The organism is Prochlorococcus sp. G5PB11 (genome assembly GCF_059772425.1).
Genome location: NZ_CM186287.1, coordinates 1,839,311 through 1,858,977 on the forward strand (window position 1 = coordinate 1,839,311; position 19,667 = coordinate 1,858,977).

At 36.0% G+C, this 19,667-nt stretch carries 20 protein-coding genes; 10 read left to right on the forward strand and 10 right to left on the reverse strand.

Going from position 1 to position 19,667, the window contains the following annotated elements:
* Positions 1-41 precede the first annotated feature (41 nt).
* The 3 genes from AC6EI0_RS10620 to AC6EI0_RS10630 all read right to left on the reverse strand — a co-directional run bounded on the left by AC6EI0_RS10620 (position 42) and on the right by AC6EI0_RS10630 (position 3,722).
* A complete protein-coding gene (locus tag AC6EI0_RS10620; RefSeq protein ID WP_498522467.1) occupies positions 42-1,355 on the reverse strand; it encodes an adenylosuccinate synthase in 1,314 nt (437 codons plus the stop codon).
* A gap of 95 nt (positions 1,356-1,450) precedes the next feature.
* A complete protein-coding gene (gene psb27 / locus AC6EI0_RS10625) occupies positions 1,451-1,885 on the reverse strand; it encodes a photosystem II protein Psb27 (RefSeq protein ID WP_498522468.1) in 435 nt (144 codons plus the stop codon).
* A 46-nt stretch (positions 1,886-1,931) separates the two neighbouring features.
* Positions 1,932-3,722, reverse strand: a complete 1,791-nt coding sequence (locus AC6EI0_RS10630) for a proline--tRNA ligase (RefSeq protein ID WP_498522469.1) — start codon at positions 3,720-3,722, stop codon at positions 1,932-1,934.
* Positions 3,723-3,894: 172 nt separating this feature from the next.
* Here AC6EI0_RS10630 and AC6EI0_RS10635 point away from each other — a divergent pair, with 172 nt between their 5' ends.
* The 5 genes from AC6EI0_RS10635 (at position 3,895) to lepB (ending at position 6,393) form a co-directional block, all read left to right on the forward strand.
* The gene (locus AC6EI0_RS10635; protein WP_498522470.1) at positions 3,895-4,356 is read left to right on the forward strand and encodes a DUF8631 domain-containing protein; all 462 of its coding nucleotides are present in this window, start codon (positions 3,895-3,897) and stop codon (positions 4,354-4,356) included.
* A 99-nt stretch (positions 4,357-4,455) separates the two neighbouring features.
* Positions 4,456-4,704, forward strand: a complete 249-nt coding sequence (locus AC6EI0_RS10640; protein ID WP_498522471.1) for a hypothetical protein — start codon at positions 4,456-4,458, stop codon at positions 4,702-4,704.
* Positions 4,691-5,218: an inorganic diphosphatase gene (locus tag AC6EI0_RS10645; protein ID WP_498520573.1), complete on the forward strand. Its 528-nt coding sequence runs from the start codon at positions 4,691-4,693 to the stop codon at positions 5,216-5,218. Before AC6EI0_RS10640 ends, AC6EI0_RS10645 begins: the two co-directional genes overlap by 14 nt.
* A gap of 52 nt (positions 5,219-5,270) precedes the next feature.
* Complete coding sequence (locus AC6EI0_RS10650) at positions 5,271-5,618, forward strand: Spx/MgsR family RNA polymerase-binding regulatory protein (RefSeq protein WP_498522472.1); 348 nt, start codon at positions 5,271-5,273, stop codon at positions 5,616-5,618.
* Positions 5,619-5,778: 160 nt separating this feature from the next.
* Positions 5,779-6,393, forward strand: a complete 615-nt coding sequence (gene lepB, locus AC6EI0_RS10655; protein ID WP_498523543.1) for a signal peptidase I — start codon at positions 5,779-5,781, stop codon at positions 6,391-6,393.
* Here lepB and AC6EI0_RS10660 read toward each other — a convergent pair.
* Positions 6,368-7,642 (reverse strand): amidohydrolase family protein, encoded by a 1,275-nt coding sequence (locus tag AC6EI0_RS10660; RefSeq protein WP_498522473.1) that lies wholly within the window; start codon positions 7,640-7,642, stop codon positions 6,368-6,370. The two genes, lepB and AC6EI0_RS10660, sit on opposite strands and share 26 nt — an antisense overlap.
* 3 nt (positions 7,643-7,645) lie before the next feature.
* Positions 7,646-8,974, reverse strand: a complete 1,329-nt coding sequence (locus AC6EI0_RS10665) for a histidine phosphatase family protein (protein ID WP_498522474.1) — start codon at positions 8,972-8,974, stop codon at positions 7,646-7,648.
* A gap of 109 nt (positions 8,975-9,083) precedes the next feature.
* Between AC6EI0_RS10665 and AC6EI0_RS10670 the strand changes: the two genes are divergently transcribed.
* The 4 genes from AC6EI0_RS10670 (at position 9,084) to AC6EI0_RS10685 (ending at position 13,875) form a co-directional block, all read left to right on the forward strand.
* On the forward strand, positions 9,084-10,430 hold the full coding sequence (locus AC6EI0_RS10670; RefSeq protein WP_498522475.1) for a CPBP family intramembrane glutamic endopeptidase: 1,347 nt from the start codon (positions 9,084-9,086) through the stop codon (positions 10,428-10,430).
* A 150-nt stretch (positions 10,431-10,580) separates the two neighbouring features.
* Positions 10,581-10,979 carry a hypothetical protein gene (locus AC6EI0_RS10675; protein ID WP_498522476.1) on the forward strand — a complete coding sequence of 133 codons (399 nt, stop codon included), beginning with the start codon at positions 10,581-10,583 and terminating at the stop codon, positions 10,977-10,979.
* An 8-nt stretch (positions 10,980-10,987) separates the two neighbouring features.
* Positions 10,988-12,784 carry a peptidoglycan D,D-transpeptidase FtsI family protein gene (locus tag AC6EI0_RS10680; RefSeq protein WP_498522477.1) on the forward strand — a complete coding sequence of 599 codons (1,797 nt, stop codon included), beginning with the start codon at positions 10,988-10,990 and terminating at the stop codon, positions 12,782-12,784.
* A gap of 92 nt (positions 12,785-12,876) precedes the next feature.
* Positions 12,877-13,875 (forward strand): transaldolase, encoded by a 999-nt coding sequence (locus tag AC6EI0_RS10685; protein ID WP_498522478.1) that lies wholly within the window; start codon positions 12,877-12,879, stop codon positions 13,873-13,875.
* Here AC6EI0_RS10685 and AC6EI0_RS10690 read toward each other — a convergent pair.
* The 5 genes from AC6EI0_RS10690 to AC6EI0_RS10710 all read right to left on the reverse strand — a co-directional run bounded on the left by AC6EI0_RS10690 (position 13,864) and on the right by AC6EI0_RS10710 (position 18,352).
* On the reverse strand, positions 13,864-15,009 hold the full coding sequence (locus AC6EI0_RS10690) for an NAD(P)/FAD-dependent oxidoreductase (protein ID WP_498522479.1): 1,146 nt from the start codon (positions 15,007-15,009) through the stop codon (positions 13,864-13,866). The two genes, AC6EI0_RS10685 and AC6EI0_RS10690, sit on opposite strands and share 12 nt — an antisense overlap.
* On the reverse strand, positions 15,006-15,554 hold the full coding sequence (gene frr, locus AC6EI0_RS10695) for a ribosome recycling factor (protein WP_498522480.1): 549 nt from the start codon (positions 15,552-15,554) through the stop codon (positions 15,006-15,008). The genes AC6EI0_RS10690 and frr overlap by 4 nt, the downstream gene beginning before the upstream one ends.
* Before the next feature lie 52 nt (positions 15,555-15,606).
* Positions 15,607-16,320, reverse strand: a complete 714-nt coding sequence (gene pyrH / locus AC6EI0_RS10700) for a UMP kinase (RefSeq protein ID WP_498522481.1) — start codon at positions 16,318-16,320, stop codon at positions 15,607-15,609.
* Between the two features lie 97 nt (positions 16,321-16,417).
* Entirely contained in the window at positions 16,418-17,110 is a 693-nt protein-coding gene (gene cobO / locus AC6EI0_RS10705) for a cob(I)yrinic acid a,c-diamide adenosyltransferase (RefSeq protein ID WP_498522482.1), read from the reverse strand.
* 81 nt (positions 17,111-17,191) lie between these two features.
* Positions 17,192-18,352, reverse strand: a complete 1,161-nt coding sequence (locus tag AC6EI0_RS10710) for a site-specific integrase (protein ID WP_498522483.1) — start codon at positions 18,350-18,352, stop codon at positions 17,192-17,194.
* Positions 18,353-18,423: 71 nt separating this feature from the next.
* Between AC6EI0_RS10710 and hemH the strand changes: the two genes are divergently transcribed.
* A complete protein-coding gene (gene hemH / locus AC6EI0_RS10715; protein WP_498522484.1) occupies positions 18,424-19,599 on the forward strand; it encodes a ferrochelatase in 1,176 nt (391 codons plus the stop codon).
* The last annotated feature ends 68 nt before the right edge of the window (positions 19,600-19,667 follow it).

A 19,667-nucleotide genomic window follows, 5' to 3' on the forward strand; every position in this document is an offset into this window, starting at 1 on the left:
CAAGTAAATTTAAAAAACATAAGTGCATCATTACTCGCTCCCTAAGAATTTAAAAGAGCCCTTTTTGGTCCGTGAATGGGGTCCTCAATAACAATTGTTTGATCTCTATTAGCTCCTAGCGAAACAATTGCTATAGGGACTTCCATTAGTTCAGCCAGGAACCGCAAGTAACTCATTGCAGCAGGAGGTAGGTCCTCTAGGCTTCGGCAATTCTCCGTAGAACTTTTCCAGCCAGAAAGCTTTTTAAATATGGGGGTGCATTTTTCAAAATCTTCAACACTACTTGGGAAATAATCAATTCTTGTGCCATCTAATTCATAAGCGACACAAACATGAATTTCATCAAGTTCATCTAAAACGTCTAATTTAGTAATAGCAAGACAATCCAAACCATTCACCTCAACTGCATATTTACCAATTACCCCATCAAACCAGCCACATCTTCTCCTTCGTCCAGTGGTTGTTCCAAATTCACCACCTCTATTACAAAGCTGATCATTAATACTTCCTTTTAATTCGGTTGGGAAAGGTCCCTCTCCAACTCTGGTTGTATATGCTTTGGCGACACCAATAACTCTGTCTATGAGAGTAGGACCCACTCCTGCACCAATGCAGGCGCCTCCTGATACGGGATTAGAGGAAGTTACATAAGGGTAGGTCCCATGATCAAGATCTAAAAGAGTTCCTTGAGCTCCCTCGAATAAGATATTTTTCTTCTTTCTTGCTGCTTGATGAATTGTTCTGTTGCAGTCAACAATATGTTTTTCTAGCTGTTTCCCATAATCAAGATATTCTTCAACTATTTCATCAATGATTAATGGCTCAATTCCGTAAATCTTTTCTAGGAGACCATTCTTTTCTGCTAACGGGACCTTTAATCTTTCTTGAAGTTTTTCTCTGCTCAGTAGATCAATAATTCTTATCCCATTCCTTTGTGACTTGTCGGCATAAGTTGGCCCGATTCCCCTGCCAGTAGTACCAATTTTTTGGAGACCTCTTGTTTGCTCCATTGCCATATCTAGAAGCCGATGATAGGGCATCGTTACATGAGCTGTTGAGGCTAGTTTTAGCCCTGAGATATCAATGTCGTTATCTTTAAGCATTTTTATTTCTTTAATCATCACTTTGGGATCAACAACCGTTCCCGATCCAATAAGACAAATCGTATCTTGATACAAAATCCCAGAGGGGATTAAATGCAATTTAAGGACTTTGTCCTCTACAACAATTGTATGACCGGCGTTAACACCACCTTGATAGCGAACAACTACATCTGCGGAGCGACTGAGCAAATCGGTGATTTTGCCTTTACCTTCATCACCCCATTGCGCTCCTATGACTACAACATTTGCCAAGGAAGAAAATTCGGCTCGAAACCGATTTACTTTAGAAGAGATAACATTTGCAGATGGCCATACCCTGAGTCAAAGAATTGAATTAAAGATTATCTTTAATCTTCTCTAAGTACCAATTTCTCTGCTTTAGAAAGTTCTTGATTTAATCTTTCTTTGAGCTTTTCTGGTACTGGTCTATTCGCGAAAGTTTTGTAATGACCTGATAAAGCATTTAACGCAGTTTGCATTGTTGTGAAGGTCGTGGACGTATTTACTTGAGACCGATTCCTATATCTTGAAATGTAATCGCTTATTAGAAAAACAGCTTCTTTTTCTTCCTCTGACAGGCCTTTATCTTCTTTGGGTAAAGTTATGGTCTCCTTTAGAACAGAAGAGACTGAAATAGTGTCTTTAGCAAAATCGCCAGTCATGAGTGTTTTAGCTGCATTTACTTCTGAGGCGAATTGGAAGAGTATGAGGCAGAAGCCAAGGCAGATAGCCAAAGCTGCCCTCACCAACCTGATGGAGAGGTGATGAAAGGCAGAAATCATTTTTTTTTTGCAGTTACCTAAGACTCTAGAGTCCTTTGGGCTGAATTTATAGTTTTTTAGTATTTAATTCTTCAGAAAGTTTTTTAAAAACCGTATTTAAATCTAATGACTCTGTAGTTTTAGTTCTTCTGTTGTGTAACTCGACTAGTCCAGAACTGGCTTCTCTACCAACAACAATTCTCCACGGGATACCAATAAGGTCTGCGTCTTTAAACTTTATGCCAGCTCTCTCGTCCCTATCGTCAAGTAAAGCATCAACTCGATTTTTTATTAATTTTTGATAGATCTCTTCTGCTAAGCATGTTTGTTCGGTATTTTTCATGTTGGCAATAATTATTATTGCTTCAAATGGGGCAATTGATACTGGCCAAATAATACCTGAATCATCGTGATTTTGCTCTACTGCAGCTTGCGCTAGTCTGGATATACCAATTCCATAGCACCCCATCCAAAAGTGTTCTTCTATACCTTCATCGTTGGTGAAAGTTGCATTTAATGATTTTGAATACTTTTTTCCTAATTGAAATATATGACCTATTTCTATGCCTCTACATTCTTTTAATGTTTGTGTTTTGTCATGGACACACATGTCTCCTGGTTTAGCTTTTCTTATATCACATATCAGCTGTTGAGTATTAATTAAATCCCAATTATAAAATATTTTATGTTCGTCTTTGATATTATTTCCACATATAAAACTTTTAAGATCTTTTATGGAATTGTCAGAAATTCTTATAAATTTTCTTTCCCACCTTTCTGCTTTAGATAATATCTTGTCACTAAGATCAGGTCCTATAAATCCGAATGGAATATTAGTTATACTTTGCTTCTGTATATCTTCGTTTGAAATGATTTTAATCTCTATTATATTTTGTTGTAAGTTTTTAGATATTTCGTTTAAAAGTTTAATATCATTTACTTCTTGATCCCCCCTAATACTAACTAGCACTGGATATTGCTTTTCATTATCACATGTCGCTAGATAAAATAATACTTTTATAATTTGACTTGGGTGGAAATTGTTGTGGTTGCACAATTCCTCTATGGTTTTTTGATTAGGGGTCTTAATTATAGATGGTTTGTTTGGTTCTAGTAACTCTCCTTTTTCGATAATGGATACAGCTTTTTCTTGATTGGCCCCATATTTACCATCAGAACTTATTAAAATTAAATCTTCTCCAGATTCTGCCGTAACCATGAATTCTTGAGATGCTGCACCTCCGATAGCCCCACTATCTGCATCGACACAAACAAAATCTAGACCACATTTAGTAAATATATTTTTATAGGCATTTTTCATCTCAGAATAAGTTAATTGAAGATTACTCTCATTTTCATGAAAGGAGTAAGCATCCTTCATAATGAATTCTCTACTTCTCATTAATCCAAATCTTGGCCTTATTTCATCTCTAAATTTTGTTTGAATTTGGAATATATTGATTGGTAATTGTTTGTAGGAGTGAATAGTTTGAGAAATTATTTGAGTAATTACTTCCTCATGAGTTGGTCCTAGTCCAAATTCTTTGTCCTGTCTATCTTTAAGGCTAAACATAATACCTTCTCCTTCTGTATATGATTTCCACCTTCCGCTTTTTTCCCATATTTCCGATGGCTGAAGTTGAGGGAGAAGCGCTTGAAGGCAACCTTTCGCCGATAACTCTTCTTCAACAATTAAGCTTATTTTTTTTATAACCCTCCACAGCAATGGCATGTAAGCATAAATACCTCCAGCTAAGCGTTTAATGAAACCGCCTCTTATCAATAACTGATGCGAAATTATATTGGCTTCAGCAGGGACGTCTCTGAGAGTGATCAGCATTAGGCGGGAGACGCGCATAAGCCTAAAATTTAAATCTTTATGAGACTAGTACTTTGAGCGATGACCGTAAGAATATCTATATTAATTGTGCGGGAATCATGTTGTTTTTTTAAAGTGTCTAAATGTACATGGTGTTAATTTGATTCCTCTGCTAACTTCCTCTCATGTTTTCTAGAAGCTTTCTTTCGCAATGTTTAACGGGTCAGTAAATTCAGGAACAAATGGAAGATCCGAGGAGTCTTTAGGTAAAGGATTTAATACAGCTTCTACCCCAAGTGATTCATTATTGACTATTGATGAAGTCCAGAAAACATTAAATAGATCTAGAGCTTCTGTATATAGATATACAAACACTGACACTAGAAATTTAAACCCTCCATTTAATCCTAGAAAACTAAATACTGAATTTAGAAGTGATCAAAAAGATCAATTGCTTTTTCATCCCAATGAAGTTGCTAGATTTGCAAAAGACATACTCAGAATTAAAGAAGTAACTGTAGAAATATTTAATACACCATCATCCGAAACTCAAAATATTTTAAATGCAATACTTGATGAGTTGAGATTGATAAGAAATAAACTTGATGGACAATCTGATAATAATCATGCTATTCCGAATCATTTACAGGATACTGATAGAAAGGCTGCTTAGTTATTCTTAGATGTGGGATAATATCTATATAATTTAAATTTTTTTCTGTTAATTGATTTTCTCACATTCGACTAATGGTTTATCTATTCTTAATTTTAAATGGATTTAGAACCACATTTAATTGATAAGCAATCTTCTGACCTAGATCCTCCATTGCTAAACAAAGAAACAGATCAATTATCTTCTAATGATGAAGATCCTTATAGTTTTAATAGCACCTCAACTTCTTTAATTGGTTTAGCAATAGTATTTGTAATGCTTGGAATACCATTACTTGCTGTCATTAGTGAAAGACCAGAGACAACGAAAAGCTTACCGACCTCAATAAATCAAAATGGACCTGAGTGATCTGCCTCCATCACCCTCGCCTGGATTAGTAAATCTTGTTGTCGAGATTCCTGCTGGCAGTAGAAATAAATACGAATATTTCAGCTCTGCAGGGATTATGGCTCTTGATAGAGTGTTGCACTCTTCAGTGAGATATCCATTTGATTATGGATTTATTCCAAATACTCTTGCTGAGGATGGAGCACCCCTTGATGCAATGGTCGTTATGGAAGAACCAACTTTCGCAGGTTGCTTGATAAAGGCAAGACCTATAGGAGTTCTTGATATGCATGATTCAGGGGCTTACGATGGCAAACTTTTATGTGTACCTACTGCAGATCCAAGACAAAGAGAGATTAATACTATCAAGCAAATAGCTCAGAACCAATTGGAGGATGTGGCTGAGTTTTTTAGAACTTACAAAAGTTTAGAAGGAAGGGTTATCGTAATAGACGGATGGAGAGACTACGATGCTGTTGATGACTTATTAAACAGCTGTATAGAAGCACATCAATCTGATATGACGCGTAAATAACTATTTTAGACTTACTATCTGGATAAAATAGTTTTTAATACGCCTCTAAAACTTGAAATTATTTAGTTATTCCTCATGCTCAACATGTCGCAGAGCGATTAAGTGGCTTAATAACAATGAAATTGCCTTTGAGTTAATTGATCTTTTAAAATCTCCCCCGTCTAAAGAAATGTTTATCTCAGCAAGTGAACTATATGGTCATAGAAAATATCTTATAAATACAAGTGGGGTTATATATCGCTCTATTGGTTCGGATGTTGTTAAAAAAATGACTGATAATGAATTGTTTGATCAACTTTGTATGGAACCTAGATTGATAAAGAGACCATTTTTATATAAGTCCAGTAAATGCTTTTTAGTAGGATTCAAAGAAGAAAAGTGGGCTGAAAAATTACTTTGAAATTCACATGAGGACTGTCATTGACTGAAAATAAGTAGTCTTTACAAATAAAGTAAACTATATATTTATTTTTGAGAAACAAGTGCAAGATAACAATTCAGACTCAAGCAAGGAAACTAAAAATTGTTGGTGGTACGCCTTTTTTGATACTTGGGGACCTATATCTTTAACTGTTCTTTTATATGTAGGTTTTCGTCATTTTATAGCAGAAGCTAGATATATTCCCTCGGGCTCGATGCTGCCAGGATTGAAAGTGAATGATCGACTAATTATTGAAAAACTTTCTTTGCGCAAACGGTCTCCTTCCCGAGGAGAAATAGTAGTTTTTAACTCACCATATTCCTTTGATGAGATATTGATATCTAATAGAAAGAAACAACTTCCGTCTAAACTTGAATGCTCATTAAGGACCTTCCCCTTGATTTCCTGGATCCCCACTCTCTCTGATCGTGCTTGTGATGCATATATCAAAAGGGTAGTTGCTGTAGGAGGAGATCGTCTTTTGATTAATGATAAGGGAGAAATTGTTTTGAACAGTAGATCAATCAACGAACCATATGTTGAATCGTTCTGCCCAAGCAAACCTAAATTTAATCTATGTCGCTCCATGACTACAACTGTTCCCAAAGGACATGTGTTTGTATTGGGCGATAACAGAGCTAATAGCTGGGATAGTCGTTTTTGGCCAGCAGGGGGGTTCTTACCCCAGACAGAAATAATTGGAAAAGCAACCTGGCGTTTTTGGCCTGTTAGTCGTTTTGGTAAGCTTGATTAATAAGCCCACAATCTATAACTTTCCCTAATATTTTTTTGTCTTTTAGCGGCTGATTGGTTGCTGTAGTTAAAATTTTTTCTTCATTAGATTGGTACCATTCTTTGTCGGGGTCAAATAATAACCAACGGTTACTATTTAAACTTAATTTTTCCTCAGCTTGGTTCAAGAATTTAGAGGGCCCAAAGCTAATTTTCTCCCATAATTTCTCCACTTCCCATCCTGATTTTCTAACTAATTGATCCCAAAGCAAGGGTAGAACAAGGTTATAGCAACTGATTCCTTTTTTTCTTTTGTTTGCAGGTAATTTGGTCTCGGAGTCATCTGTGGGAGTGGAGTGAACAGATATTGCTGCTAAAACATTTTCCTCTAAACCCTCTATGAGTGAGGCTCTATCTATGGGGGATCCTAACGAAGGCGTTACACTCCATCCAGTATCAAAAGGAGAAAGACTTGAGTTGTCATTGACTAAATGCCACCAAAAAATAGTTGCCATTGGCTTTGAGGGTGCATTCTTAAGTATTGCAACCCCTTCAGCTGTTGAAATGTTCATTAGCCTTAGTGAAATTTCAGGATATTGCTTATGAAGTTCAAGTAATTGGACTAGAGGGATGGTTTCGCTTTCAACAGGATCAAGAGGCCAGCCTGCTCTAAGTGTATATACACTTTGTCTAGACATTCCTCCTGCTTGCAGTGATTTATCTCTTGGTGCAAGAAGCACAGGGGATTTTTTCATCTCTCCAATTGAAAAACCTTGCTTAAGAAGCTCTATAGGAGGCATGAAATCGTCATCACTTAACCCTATGGCTCCATTTTGTAGTATCTCAGAATGTTTTGAAAAGTTAACTCCCTTTCCGCCCAGACTAAAGCCTCCCCATAAGTGTATTAAAACCTCACTTTTGATAGCCTTTAAAGAAATGATCGACTCAATGTGATCTCTCCATAAATCACCTCTAGGGAGGATACCTAACTGGCCATAACCAGAGAATGTTGCTTTTTCTATAAGTGTGTAGATATTTTCTTCTTTACCATGAAAAGGAGATTCCAAAAATGAATGAGGATCAACAAGACAAGGGGCTAAAAGCATATTTTTGGCTTGCCGAGGCTTGATTCCTAAAAGTTTTGCATTGTGAAGAGCCTTTTTGCCGAATGCTTTAATCACACCATCTTTGATTAAAACAGGTTCTCTTTTTAAAGATGATCCAGCCTGTTCAAGGATTTGAATATTTTCAAAGAAATAACTACTAGTCATAAATTACAGTGCTCCGGCAGCGGTTGAGTCGATAATCCCTCCCAAATGTGAAGTGATATTTAGGCAGGTGATTTGAGCTGGTTGGCCTTCTTCTTCTGAGAGATCAATGACTGTAATGCCACCATTACCTTGTTTTATCATCCAAATTTTTGATGGCATCAATCCTAAAAGATGACAAAGAATGGTTTTGTTAACTGCATCATGAGCCACAACCAATGCAGTTTCTTCGTTCTTTAGATCTTTGCAGATCTCATTCCAACCACTAATTGATCTGATTGAGACTTCGTTTATATTTTCTCCATCTGGCATTTGAACTTTTTCAGGAGAGGTTTTCCATGTTTTAAGAAGATCAGGCCAGTCGGAACTGATTTCAGACTCCAACTTCCCTTCCCATTTACCGTGACCGATCTCTTTGAGGCTATCTTTAAGAGAAATTTCGACTCCGGGATGTTCATTTAGAATTATCTGTGCTGTTTCTTTTGGCCTTGATAGCGAACTACTAAAAGCTTTTTGTATAATACTATTTTTTAAAAATGCGCTCGCCGCCTTGGCTTGAAATTTCCCATTTTGATTTAAGGGAATATCAATTTGTCCTTGGAATCGCCCCTGTTTATTCCAATCTGTTTCACCATGCCTGACTAAAATAATTCTTTTTTTTCTACCTTTTTTGGGAATGTTAGGGTGTAAATGAGCGATATTATTGAGACATTGAATTTGGACTTGTCTATCTTCCCAATTATTAAAAGTAATATTAAAAATGGAGATTGAGGTATTGTCTAACTTCAATCTTCTAAATCCTTTTGATGGCTCATTAATTAATTTAAGTATCAAGCATCTGAGAATTGCATTATGGGCAACTATCAAAATAGTTTTTTTAGAGCCTGAATAGGTATTAAATAAGTACTTTAAAAAATGTTCAGCTTGATATAAGAGTTCTTTAATTGGCTGAAACTTTGTACCGTCGTCTTTATTAATGGTTAGTTCATTTGGCTCTTTTTGCCAAACAGAAAGCTCTTGTGGAAAATCGTTTTTTATTTCATTTTTTGTTAAACCGCTCCAAGGCCCAAGGTCAACCTCTAATAGTTCGTCCGTATAAATTGCTTGAAGGTCTCTTTGATGTTGTTCGATAATGATTTTTGTGGTTTCTGAGGCTCTTTGCAGAGGGGAACTATAAATTGCATCTATTGGAATAGAGGAAATTGTTTTTCCAGCAGCCTCTGCTTGTAATTGACCTTCTTTAGTTAATTTTGAAAGGTCGTTTCTTCCTTGAATACGCCCTTCCTTGTTAAAACTACTCAATCCATGACGGACAAAAATTAGACGCAATGTCATTAAATAAAGTGTCTTCTAAATAATTATGGTATTAGCCATGAAGGCAATCTAATGTTCTTTTGGTAAAGATAGAAGTCTTTCTCCATGTCAGTCGTCACAAATTGATTTTATGAGACAAGCCAAAACTTGGTGGAAATGGGCTGTAGCTCTGTTTTCATTACTTTTAACTATTCTGATATGGCGGCAAGGTTTGCAAGAAAGCTTTGAGCGACCTTCCGTCGCTCCAAAGATTTCATTGATGCAAACTGAGATGGCAGTTTCAGCTTCTTCATCCATACCTGAAAAAATACAAAATGTATTTTTAGGATCAGAACCTCAAGAAAAACTATATCAAGCTCTTCGAGAGATTCCTTTAGAACAACTTGAGGATAGGCAGAGGCTGTTATTGGCAATGCTGGAAGAGTCTGAGGATGAGAAAAAATTAATCCTGACGAAAAATTTTAAGGATAAAAACTTTGAAACTGTTCGAAACTATACATTGGATAGACAAGAAGGAAAAGAAGTAAATAAATTTCCTGAATTTAATGAGATTAAATTAGACCCTTTACTTTACCAAATTTCATGCTCTACTCTCGGATTCTCGGATGGAAAATGTATTGATGAAAAATATAACTCAATAGCTGCTATAAGACTTTTAACTTCACAATTTTTACCACTTTTTGCTTCCTTTGTAGGGAGTATATTACTAATTAGGTATGCTTTTATTTTCTTAAGAAATAAAAATACTCCCTGGCCAGAAATTATAGCTCCACCTCTATCATTCCTAGATATGATTCTACTTGTTTCTGGTGGTTTCGTTGTAATAGGTGAAGTCGTTTTTCCTGCACTAGTAATACCAATAACTGATTTATTATTTAATAATTTATCCTCTCCATTAAAACAATCTTTAAGAGTATTTATTGGTTACTGTTCAATGACTATAGGTCCTTTATTTATTATTCGATATCAATTAATGGGTCTAGTTCCCACGGGAATAGATGGAGGATGGTTGCAATGGAAGATCAAACCAATTAAAGAAGGACTTTTTAAATCTATAAGTGGATGGTTAATGATTATGCCTTTAGTGCTATTTATTGGGTGGCTAATGAATGAGATTATAGGTGACCAGGGTGGTAGTAATCCTTTGTTGGAACTTGTTTTAAGCAGTGATGAAATTTTCCCATTGTTTTTACTTTTGATTACAACGGTTGTTTTGGCTCCTGTTTTTGAAGAATTAGTTTTTAGAGGTATTCTTCTGCCTGTATTGGTATCCAAAGTTGGCAAAATCAGCGGTGTTTTATTGAGTGCCTTGATCTTTGCTTTAGCTCATTTAAGTGTAGGAGAATTACCTCCTTTATTTGTTTTAGGGATTGGTCTCGGTTTAATGAGATTGAGTTCAGGAAGGTTGTTCCCTTGTGCTCTTATGCATTCTCTTTGGAATGGAGTCACTTTTATTAGCTTATTATTAGTAGCTTGATATTAAATAAATAAAACATCATTATTTCAGCTCTTGCAGTTGCTTGATCAAGGTGTTTGACTTGGATTACTTTCGAAGTTTGATTTGGTTAGTCATACTCTATATAAACAAAAAGTAGGACAATTTCAAAAAAAGAAGTTGCCCAAAGGATTGTTAAACAGTGTTTTTTCATCTAAGCAGGTTCAAAGAAAATTTCCAGTTCAAGCTGCTCTTCATATCGTTTTAGATGGTGCATTGATAGGAATACTCACAACAGTGGCGATCATGTCATCAGTAGCTCTGCACTCTCAATATTTGTGGACTAAGTCTTTTACTAAACTTGAGAAAACCAGAGACTTGAACCGAAGGATATTGGAATCAACTTCAATTATTGAAGGTTACCTATTGAAAAATCAAAAGTTGTCTAGAGATTTAGTCCCGACTAAAGCAGAAGATCTAATATATGTAGATAGACCAAAAACAGAAAAAGCCAAGAAATCATTCGATAAAACATTAAAAACCAGGTTATTAGCACAAATATCTGCTTTCCCAATGAAGTCAGGTTATTAATAATTTCGATGAGAAAAATTAATTCTAAAAAAAAGCGAAAGACCTTTAAAGCGAAAACTCTTTCCCCTCTATCTCAGTCAAGGTTTAGGATTGTATTTGCTTTATTATGCTTTGGACTTGGCGGTCTTTTCTTAAGAGTAGGTTGGCTTCAACTATTTCAGGCTGATCAATTAAGATCACTAGCACGCGAAGTTCAAACGGAACAAAAGAACCCTCTAGGAACCCGTCGATCTATTTTTGATAGGAATGGAAAGCTTGTCGCAATAGATGAGAAACGTTTTAAGATTTGGGCTCATCCCAGATATTTTAATTTTCCTGGTGATTCATATGGAACCATTCGTAAGCCAGTTGAAGTAGCAAAAATTCTCTCTACTCCACTATCCAAAAGTGTTGATGAGATTTTAAATAAATTAGGAAATTATTCTTCAGGGGTAAAACTTGCAGAGGGGATAACACAAGAGCAGGCTAATGCAATTAAGAAACTTGGAATAAGTGGTATCGACTTGGAGGTTTATCCTCAAAGGCTTTATCCTCATGGATCACTTTTTGCGAATGTGGTTGGTTTTTTGGATTTAGATAGAAGGCCTCAGGCTGGACTCGAATTAAGTTTAGATAGAGATCTTAAACGTCTTGAAAAAGCTAGTGTAATCAGGAGAGGAGCTGATGGAACACCTTTGCCTATAGGTGTTCAGCGTGGCGTATTTGATGAGGACCAATTGAATCTCCAGTTAACCTTAGATGTAAGGCTCCAAGAAGTAGCAGTTAAAGAAATAAGCAAGCAAGTAAAGGAGTGGAATGCAAAAAAAGGCGTGGTAATCGTAATGGATATTAATACGGGAGAACTTTTAGCATTGGCTTCAACCCCAACTTATGATCCCAATAAGTATTGGGACTATTCGCCATCTCTTTTTAAAGAGTGGTCTGTGCAAGAATTATTTGAACCTGGGTCTACCTTTAAGCCCATCAATTTAGCCTTGGCTTTGGAAGAGGGAGTTATAACTCCCAATGGAGAAGTAAATGATGATGGTCTAATTACGGTCGGAGGATGGCCTCTCTCGAATTGGAATCGAAAGCCTAATGGAATACTTACTTATCCTGAGGTGTTACAAGTCTCAAGCAATGTCGCTATGGTTAAGATTATGAATAAATTGAATGCAAATAATTACTGGCAATGGTTAAGGCGATTAGGGATAGATGAAATACCAGAAACTGATCTTCCAGGTGCAGTAGGTGGCCAAATAAAATCAAAGCAGATTTTTGTAAATCACCCTATAGAACCTGCAGTAGCTTCCTTTGGCCAAGGTTTTTCTATTACACCTCTGAAACTAGCTCAATTACATGCTTTGATTGCTAATGGAGGCAAACTTGTTACCCCTCACATCACTAAAGGACTGAAAGGTGATTATGAGTCGTATTTCAATACTCCGTCTGTATCTAAGCAAGTTTTATCTCCTGAAGTTACGAATACTGTTCTTGGCTGGATGGAAACTGTTGTGTCTTTTTACGATGAAAGTGGTATTGAGGTAAATGTTCCTGGTTATCGAATTGGAGGAAAAACAGGAACGGCACAAAAATCTCAGGATGGCCTGAATTATAGTTCTAAAATTTGCAGTTTTGTTGCAAGTCTTCCTATTGATGATCCCCGCTATGTCGTTTTAGCAGTTATTGATGAACCCCAAAAGCCAAATGCCTATGGATCAACTGTGGCCCTACCTGTGGCAAAAAAAATTATTGAAACTTTGCTTGTTATTGAAAAAATCCCACCAAGTATTTCTAAAAAAGAATATTTAGCTATCAAAAGCTAAGAGATGGCTAAATTTTTCCAAAAGTGCAAATTAAAGGGTGAAATCCAAAAAAAATATAGCTAGTCTATTTCCTATGCAAGACGTTTTTTATTATGGAATCCCTTCTTAAGCAGTTATCTTCAATGACTGTAGTAGTGGCTGATACTGGTGATCTTGAAGCGATTAAAAAATTTCAACCTAGAGACGCGACAACAAATCCTTCTTTAATTCTGGCGGCGGCACAAATACCTGCTTATCAAAGTTTGATTGACAAAGCGCTAACCACTTCAAGAGAAATGCTAGGAGCTAAGGCCTCGAGAGCTAATGTTGTCAAAGAAGCTTTGGATGAACTATGTGTTGTATTTGGTAAAGAGATTCTGAAATTAATTCCTGGCCGAGTTTCAACAGAGGTTGATGCAAGACTTAGCTTTGATACTGATGCCACAATTGCAAAAGCGAGGAAAATAATTTCTAAATACAACCAAGATGGCATTACTAACGATCGGGTTTTAATCAAAATAGCTTCTACTTGGGAGGGGATAAAAGCTGCTGAGGTACTGGAAAAAGAGAATATTCATTGTAACCTAACTTTGCTGTTTAATTTTTATCAAGCAGTTGCTTGTGCTGAGGCAGGTGTAACTCTTATTTCACCCTTTGTCGGCAGGATTTTAGATTGGTATAAATCCGCTACAGGAAGAGATTCTTATCCAGCAATTGAGGACCCAGGGGTCGTTTCTGTTACTAAAATATTTAATTATTTCAAGTCAAATGGTTATGAAACAGAAGTCATGGGAGCAAGTTTCAGGAATATAGAGGAAATAACTGAGCTTGCAGGATGTGATTTGTTAACGATTTCCCCTAAATTGCTTCAGGAACTTAATGAATCATATTCGGTTTTGCCAATCAAGTTAAACGCACAAAAACCTTTAGTGATTGATGAGACGATTCATTTAGATCAGACTGCTTTTGAACTAATGATGGCCGGAGATAAAATGGCTACGGAAAAACTAAATGAAGGAATTAGCGGTTTCAGCCAAGCAATTGATAAATTGGAAAATCAATTGAATGAAAGACTTGAGTTGATTGAAAGAGGAATTGCACTAACTCTTTGAACTTGAATTTTGAAAGAGTAATCTCTTAATTACTCTTTTTGCGATGTCTTCATAACTCATCTCACCAGAAAGAATTTGTGCAATCCTTTTTGGAGCAGTAGGTCTTTTTACACCTAATTGATATCCAACTTTTGGAAAACGATAAAAAACTTGAGAAATTCTTTTACCCCAAGCCATCGAATTTCCCCATTTTTCTTGCATTGTTTTCGTGTATGAATCTAAACAATTGACTTCTCCATCTAACCAATAGATAAGGTTTTTTGCAGCTTCAAATCCACTCATTAAAGCGGGCCTTAATCCCTCTGCTAAAAAGGGATCACATAATGAGGCGGCATCACCAACAAGAAGAATCCCTTCCCCGTTTAATTTACTGTGGCTATTCCATATCCTTAATTTTTTTTTATGACCGATTATTTCAGTTGGGTCTAAGCCCAAATCAGGCAGAAATGATTGAAGTATTTTATTAACTTGAATTGAAGTCGTATTATCCAGAAAAGTTCCCATACCAATATTTACTTCATTTTTTAATGGAAATGCCCATGCAAAACCATTTTTTACTAGGCCAAATTCAAATCTAGCAGTTTCATTTCCTAAGTTTCCCCTCCTTTTAATTCTTCCTGAGAAAGTGGAGGCGAATTTTTGTTGATTTGGACCTAAATTAAAAGTTTTAGGCCATGGTGATTCAGAGCCATCAGCAATAACAACTGCTCTTGCCTCTATTTGTCTCCCATCAAGAGCGGTAATATGCCAAATATTAGAAACTTTTTTTAGGTCGACTACTTTAAAAGTAGTCAATAAATTACAACCTGAAGATAGTGCTTTATCTAATAAGAATGCATCAAGTTTTTCACGTTTAACTATCCAAAAAGGAGAAGAGCCTGAGAGTTCAGCGACCACTTTGTCGGTATTGCACCAACTAAACTCTACATTTGTTATAACTTCATCAACTATTGGTAACAGTTCAAACGGAAACCAATTTTGCACTGCAGCAGACATTCCACCCCCACAGATTCTCTCTGGAGAGGAATTGTTTTTTTCAAGAATACATACTTTTTTCCCTTTACTAGCCAGATGAAATGCTGTAGTAGTGCCTGATGCTCCCCCTCCAATAATGGCAACATCTAAAAGTGTCAAACTTTTAAAATCTCAGCTTCTTTTTCTGAAAGTTTTTTTTCAATATCTTTAATAAAATTATCAGTCTCTTTTTGAATTGTTTCTTGTTCATCTCTACTTTGATCTTCGGAAAGATCACCATCCTTTTCAGATTTTTTGACTCTCTCTATTGCGTCACGGCGTATATTCCTTAGTGCGACTTTTCCTTCCTCTGCATATTTAGATGCGAGTTTGCAAAATTCTTTTCTACGCTCTTCAGTTAAAGGTGGAACATTGATACGAATTATTTTGCCATCATTGTTTGGAGTAAAACCTAGATCACTTGTAGCAATGGATTTTTCAATGGAAGCCAATGAGCCCAAGTCGAAAGGTTGAATTGCTATCGTTTGAGAGTCGGGAGTAGTTATTGTTGCTAGTGATTTTAGCGGAGTATCTGCTCCATAGTATTCGACTGAGATTCTATCTAATAAAGATGTATTTGCTCTTCCCGTCCTGATTGTATTGAAATTTCTTTGAGCTGCTTCAACAGATTTGCTCATTGTGGTTTTTAGCTCTTGGTTTGACATTTAGATAAAGTTATTGCGAATTGATTATTAAATAAGGTTCAAAAATTTAGTTTTAACTTGAATTAGATATTCTTGATCCAATTTGTTCGCCAGAAATAGCCTTTGCAATGTTCCCAGGTTGAAAAATATTAAAAACAACTATTGGGATTTTATTATCTTTGCAAAGAGCAATAGCAGTGCTATCCATTACTTCTATTTCGTTAGTTAATACATCTTGAAAGGTGAGATTGTCATATTTGACAGCATCAGAGAATTTCTTTGGATCTCGATCGTAAACCCCATCAACTTTCGTGGCTTTGAAAACAACTTCTGCGTTGATTTCAGCGGCCCTAAGAGCAGCAGTGGTATCAGTTGTAAAAAATGGATTGCCGCACCCACCTCCAAAAACTACTACCCTTCCTTTCTCTAGATGTCTTATTGCTCTTCTTCTTATGTATGGTTCAGCAATCTGTTGCATATCAATAGCAGATTGAACCCTGGTGGGCACTCCAGCTCTTTCTAATCCATCTTGAAGTGTGATTGCATTCATTACGGTTGCAAGCATTCCTACATAGTCAGCAGTGGCTCTGTCCATCCCTGCAGCGGATCCTTTTAGACCTCTAAAAATATTTCCACCGCCAACCACAATTGCTATTTGCGTTCCATTTTTAACCGCTTTTGAAACATCCTTTGCAATAGATTGAACTATTTCAGGATCAATTCCATAAGGTTTTTCTCCCATAAGAGCTTCACCACTGAGTTTTATAAGTGCTCTAGAGTATGTCATTAAAAGTTCATAACAAACTGACAGTAGCAAGTCTTGGGGGAACGTCTTTATGTCTGTATTGGATCCCTTGCGATGGAAATATTTCCAAGATTATAAACTAATATTCTATTCCTTCTTGTGCTTTTATTCCCTGCTCTCTAAAAGGATGGTGGATTAATTTCATTTCTGTCACAAGATCAGCTGAATGGATTAATTTTTCTGAAGCACCTCTCCCCGTCAAGACTACATGTGTAAGCTCGGGGCGTAAATTTATGCCATTTATAATTTCATCTTCATCTATGTATCCAAGTTTTATTGCAACGATAATCTCGTCTAAAATTATAAGTTTATAATTTGGGTTTTTAATATAAGAGACAGCTTTTTCCCAGCTTGATTTAACTAAATTTATATCTTTATTTCTATCTTGTGTTTCCCATGTGAACCCTTCTCCACAGGCATGAAATTTTAACTTGTCCCCAAATATTTTCAAGGCTAACGTCTCACCTGGTTCCCACCCACCCTTAATGAATTGAATGATTGCAACTTTGTGGTTATGACCAATAGCTCTTAATCCCATACCAAGAGCAGCAGTAGTTTTACCTTTGCCTTGTCCAGTATTGATTATTATAAGACCTTTTTCTTTATTCCTTTCTTGTAATCTTTGTGTTTGAACTTCTTTCCTCTTTTGCATCCTTTCTCGATATTTTTCTTCAGTTATATTTGGTATTAAATTACCTCCCATTCCTATTTTCTCTGCACTCTTATCTAGGCTGTTAAGTTTTAAATCTTCTTCGGAAATCTTATTTTTCATTCCTTTGGCTTAAATTATATAAGTTAATAAAAGAATAATTTCTAAAAATGATATGGCTATAAATATTAATTATTCTTCTTGTTAAAATTTAACTTTTGATAGAGCACTATCAACAGCAATTTGTTGGTCTCTTCTTGTTATCCAATGATGATAGGTTTTTGTGTGGATTGAGACTGAGTGCCCCATCATTTTTGCAGCTACGGTATTTGGTAGGCCTATTAAGATTGTCCTTACTGCCCATGCATGCCTTAAATCATAGGGGGTAAATGATATTTTATATCTTCTAAATTGTTCAGATACTCTTCTTCCGATATGTTGAAGAGTTGTCACCTTGAGATCCGTTTGGATATCTGGGAGTAAATCTGAAGTATTAATTTTGTTATCTAGCTCAAATAAGCCAACCCATTCAGGATGAAAGGGCCAAACTTGATGTTCTCCTGTTTTTGTGTTAGGAAAAACACGAAGTATTTGATCCCCACTTTTTTTTAAACAAGATAAGTCACTAAAAAAGACTTCATGATTTCTAAGCCCATAGGTTGCCATTAGCCCAAAAACAAATCTCCATTTTGGATTTGGTATTAATTTAAAACTATCAATAATTTCTTCGTCACTTGGTAATTCTCTGAAATTAAACTCGTGTATTCCATAACCACTTTGAAGTTGTTTCCAGTTCTCTGGAAGCTCCAATTTAAGATATCTAGCTAAAGCACCTAAAGCAATTCCACATTGTTGCCTGCTCCTTGAGTTTTTTTTGTAACTTAAAAGGATTTTCACTAGAAGATCATCGTTTAATTTTAAAGCAGATTTATTACTTTCTCCAATTAATCTGTTCAAATATGGTTTGTAAGCAGACTGCCAGGTGCTGATCATTCCAGCTGGTGATTTGCTCCTGGATGTGTCAGAAAAAAATTGCCTTTTAAAGTTTTCTATTTCATTGCTTACTACTGATTTATTAGTCTTTGTTGTTGTTATGGTTTTTTCTTTAATCCAATTAGACCAGGAAAATTGATTTTTTTTGAGTTGAAAATCAATTAACTCTATAGCTTTTCTAGCCTCTTCTAGACCATCAATGTTGTGTGGAAGTTTAAGACTTATTCTTTGTATTTTGGAAAGATTATGAGATTTCTTATCTGGCAAAGAACCTCGAATGTTTAAAACTTTACCCCTTTTCTCAATTCTCAGATTGATTCCCTTTGATTCAAGGTCTTGGTTGATATCTAGTAACTTTTGATTCTCGTCCATGATCCTGTAAATTTAGCTAGCTTTACTTTTATTAGGGTTTATATAACCTTTTATAAGGAGTTTTTTCTGAAATGGCTCGGGTTGGTGTCCTCTTATTAAATCTCGGAGGTCCAGAGAGGATTAAGGACGTTGGACCATTTTTGTATAATTTATTCTCTGATCCAGAGATAATTCGTTTACCAGTTCGTTCTTTTCAAAAACCTCTAGCGTGGCTTATAAGCTTATTAAGAAGCAGTAAATCACAAGAGGCTTATAGATCGATAGGAGGTGGATCACCTTTACGTCGTATTACCGAGCAGCAAGCACGAGAACTACAGAGCTATCTTAGAAATATTGGAATAGACGCTACAACATACGTTGCAATGAGGTATTGGCATCCATTTACTGAGTCGGCTGTAGCGGATATGAAGGCTGATGGTGTTAGCGAAGTTGTTGTTTTACCTCTTTATCCGCATTTTTCTATAAGTACAAGTGGATCAAGTTTTAGAGAATTGAAAAGGTTAAAAGATGGTGACTCTGAGTTCGCAGAATTATCAATTCGTTGTATTCGTAGCTGGTTTGATCATCCAGCCTATGTTTCCTCAATGGCTGAATTAATAAAGAAAGAAATCTTGGCTTGTGATTTACCCCAAGGGGCCCACGTTTTTTTTACTGCACATGGTGTTCCTAAAAGCTATGTAGAAGAAGCCGGTGATCCTTATCAAGATCAAATACAAAACTGTTCACTTTTGATTATTGATAAGCTTGAAAACTCACTTGGATATAGCAATTCATTCTCACTTGCTTATCAAAGCAGAGTTGGGCCAGAAGAGTGGCTAAAACCATACACTGAAGAGGTATTAGAAAAACTAGGCAAATCCGGCATAAAGGAACTTGTTGTGGTCCCCATAAGTTTTGTGAGTGAGCATATTGAAACCCTCCAGGAGATTGATATTGAGTACAAAGAAATTGCTGAGAAGAATGGAATTGTTAATTTTAAAAGAGTTCCAGCGCTTGATATATATCCTTTGTTTATTGAAGGATTGGCTGACCTTGTTTCTTCTTGCCTAAACGGTGCGGGGATAAGTTTAGAGGAAGCATCAAAATTGCCAGAAAGAGTAAAACTTTATCCTCAGGAGAAATGGCAGTGGGGTTGGAATAACAGCTCTGAAGTTTGGAATGGAAGAGTCGCAATGATTGTTTTTCTATGTTTTTTGGTGGAATTAATAATTGGTAGTGGACCTTTACATCAAATAGGTTTGCTCTAAAGAATTAAAATAATTATTTGTGTTGATTTATTTGATAAGTAAGCTTCCTATTAAAACTTAGAGAATTT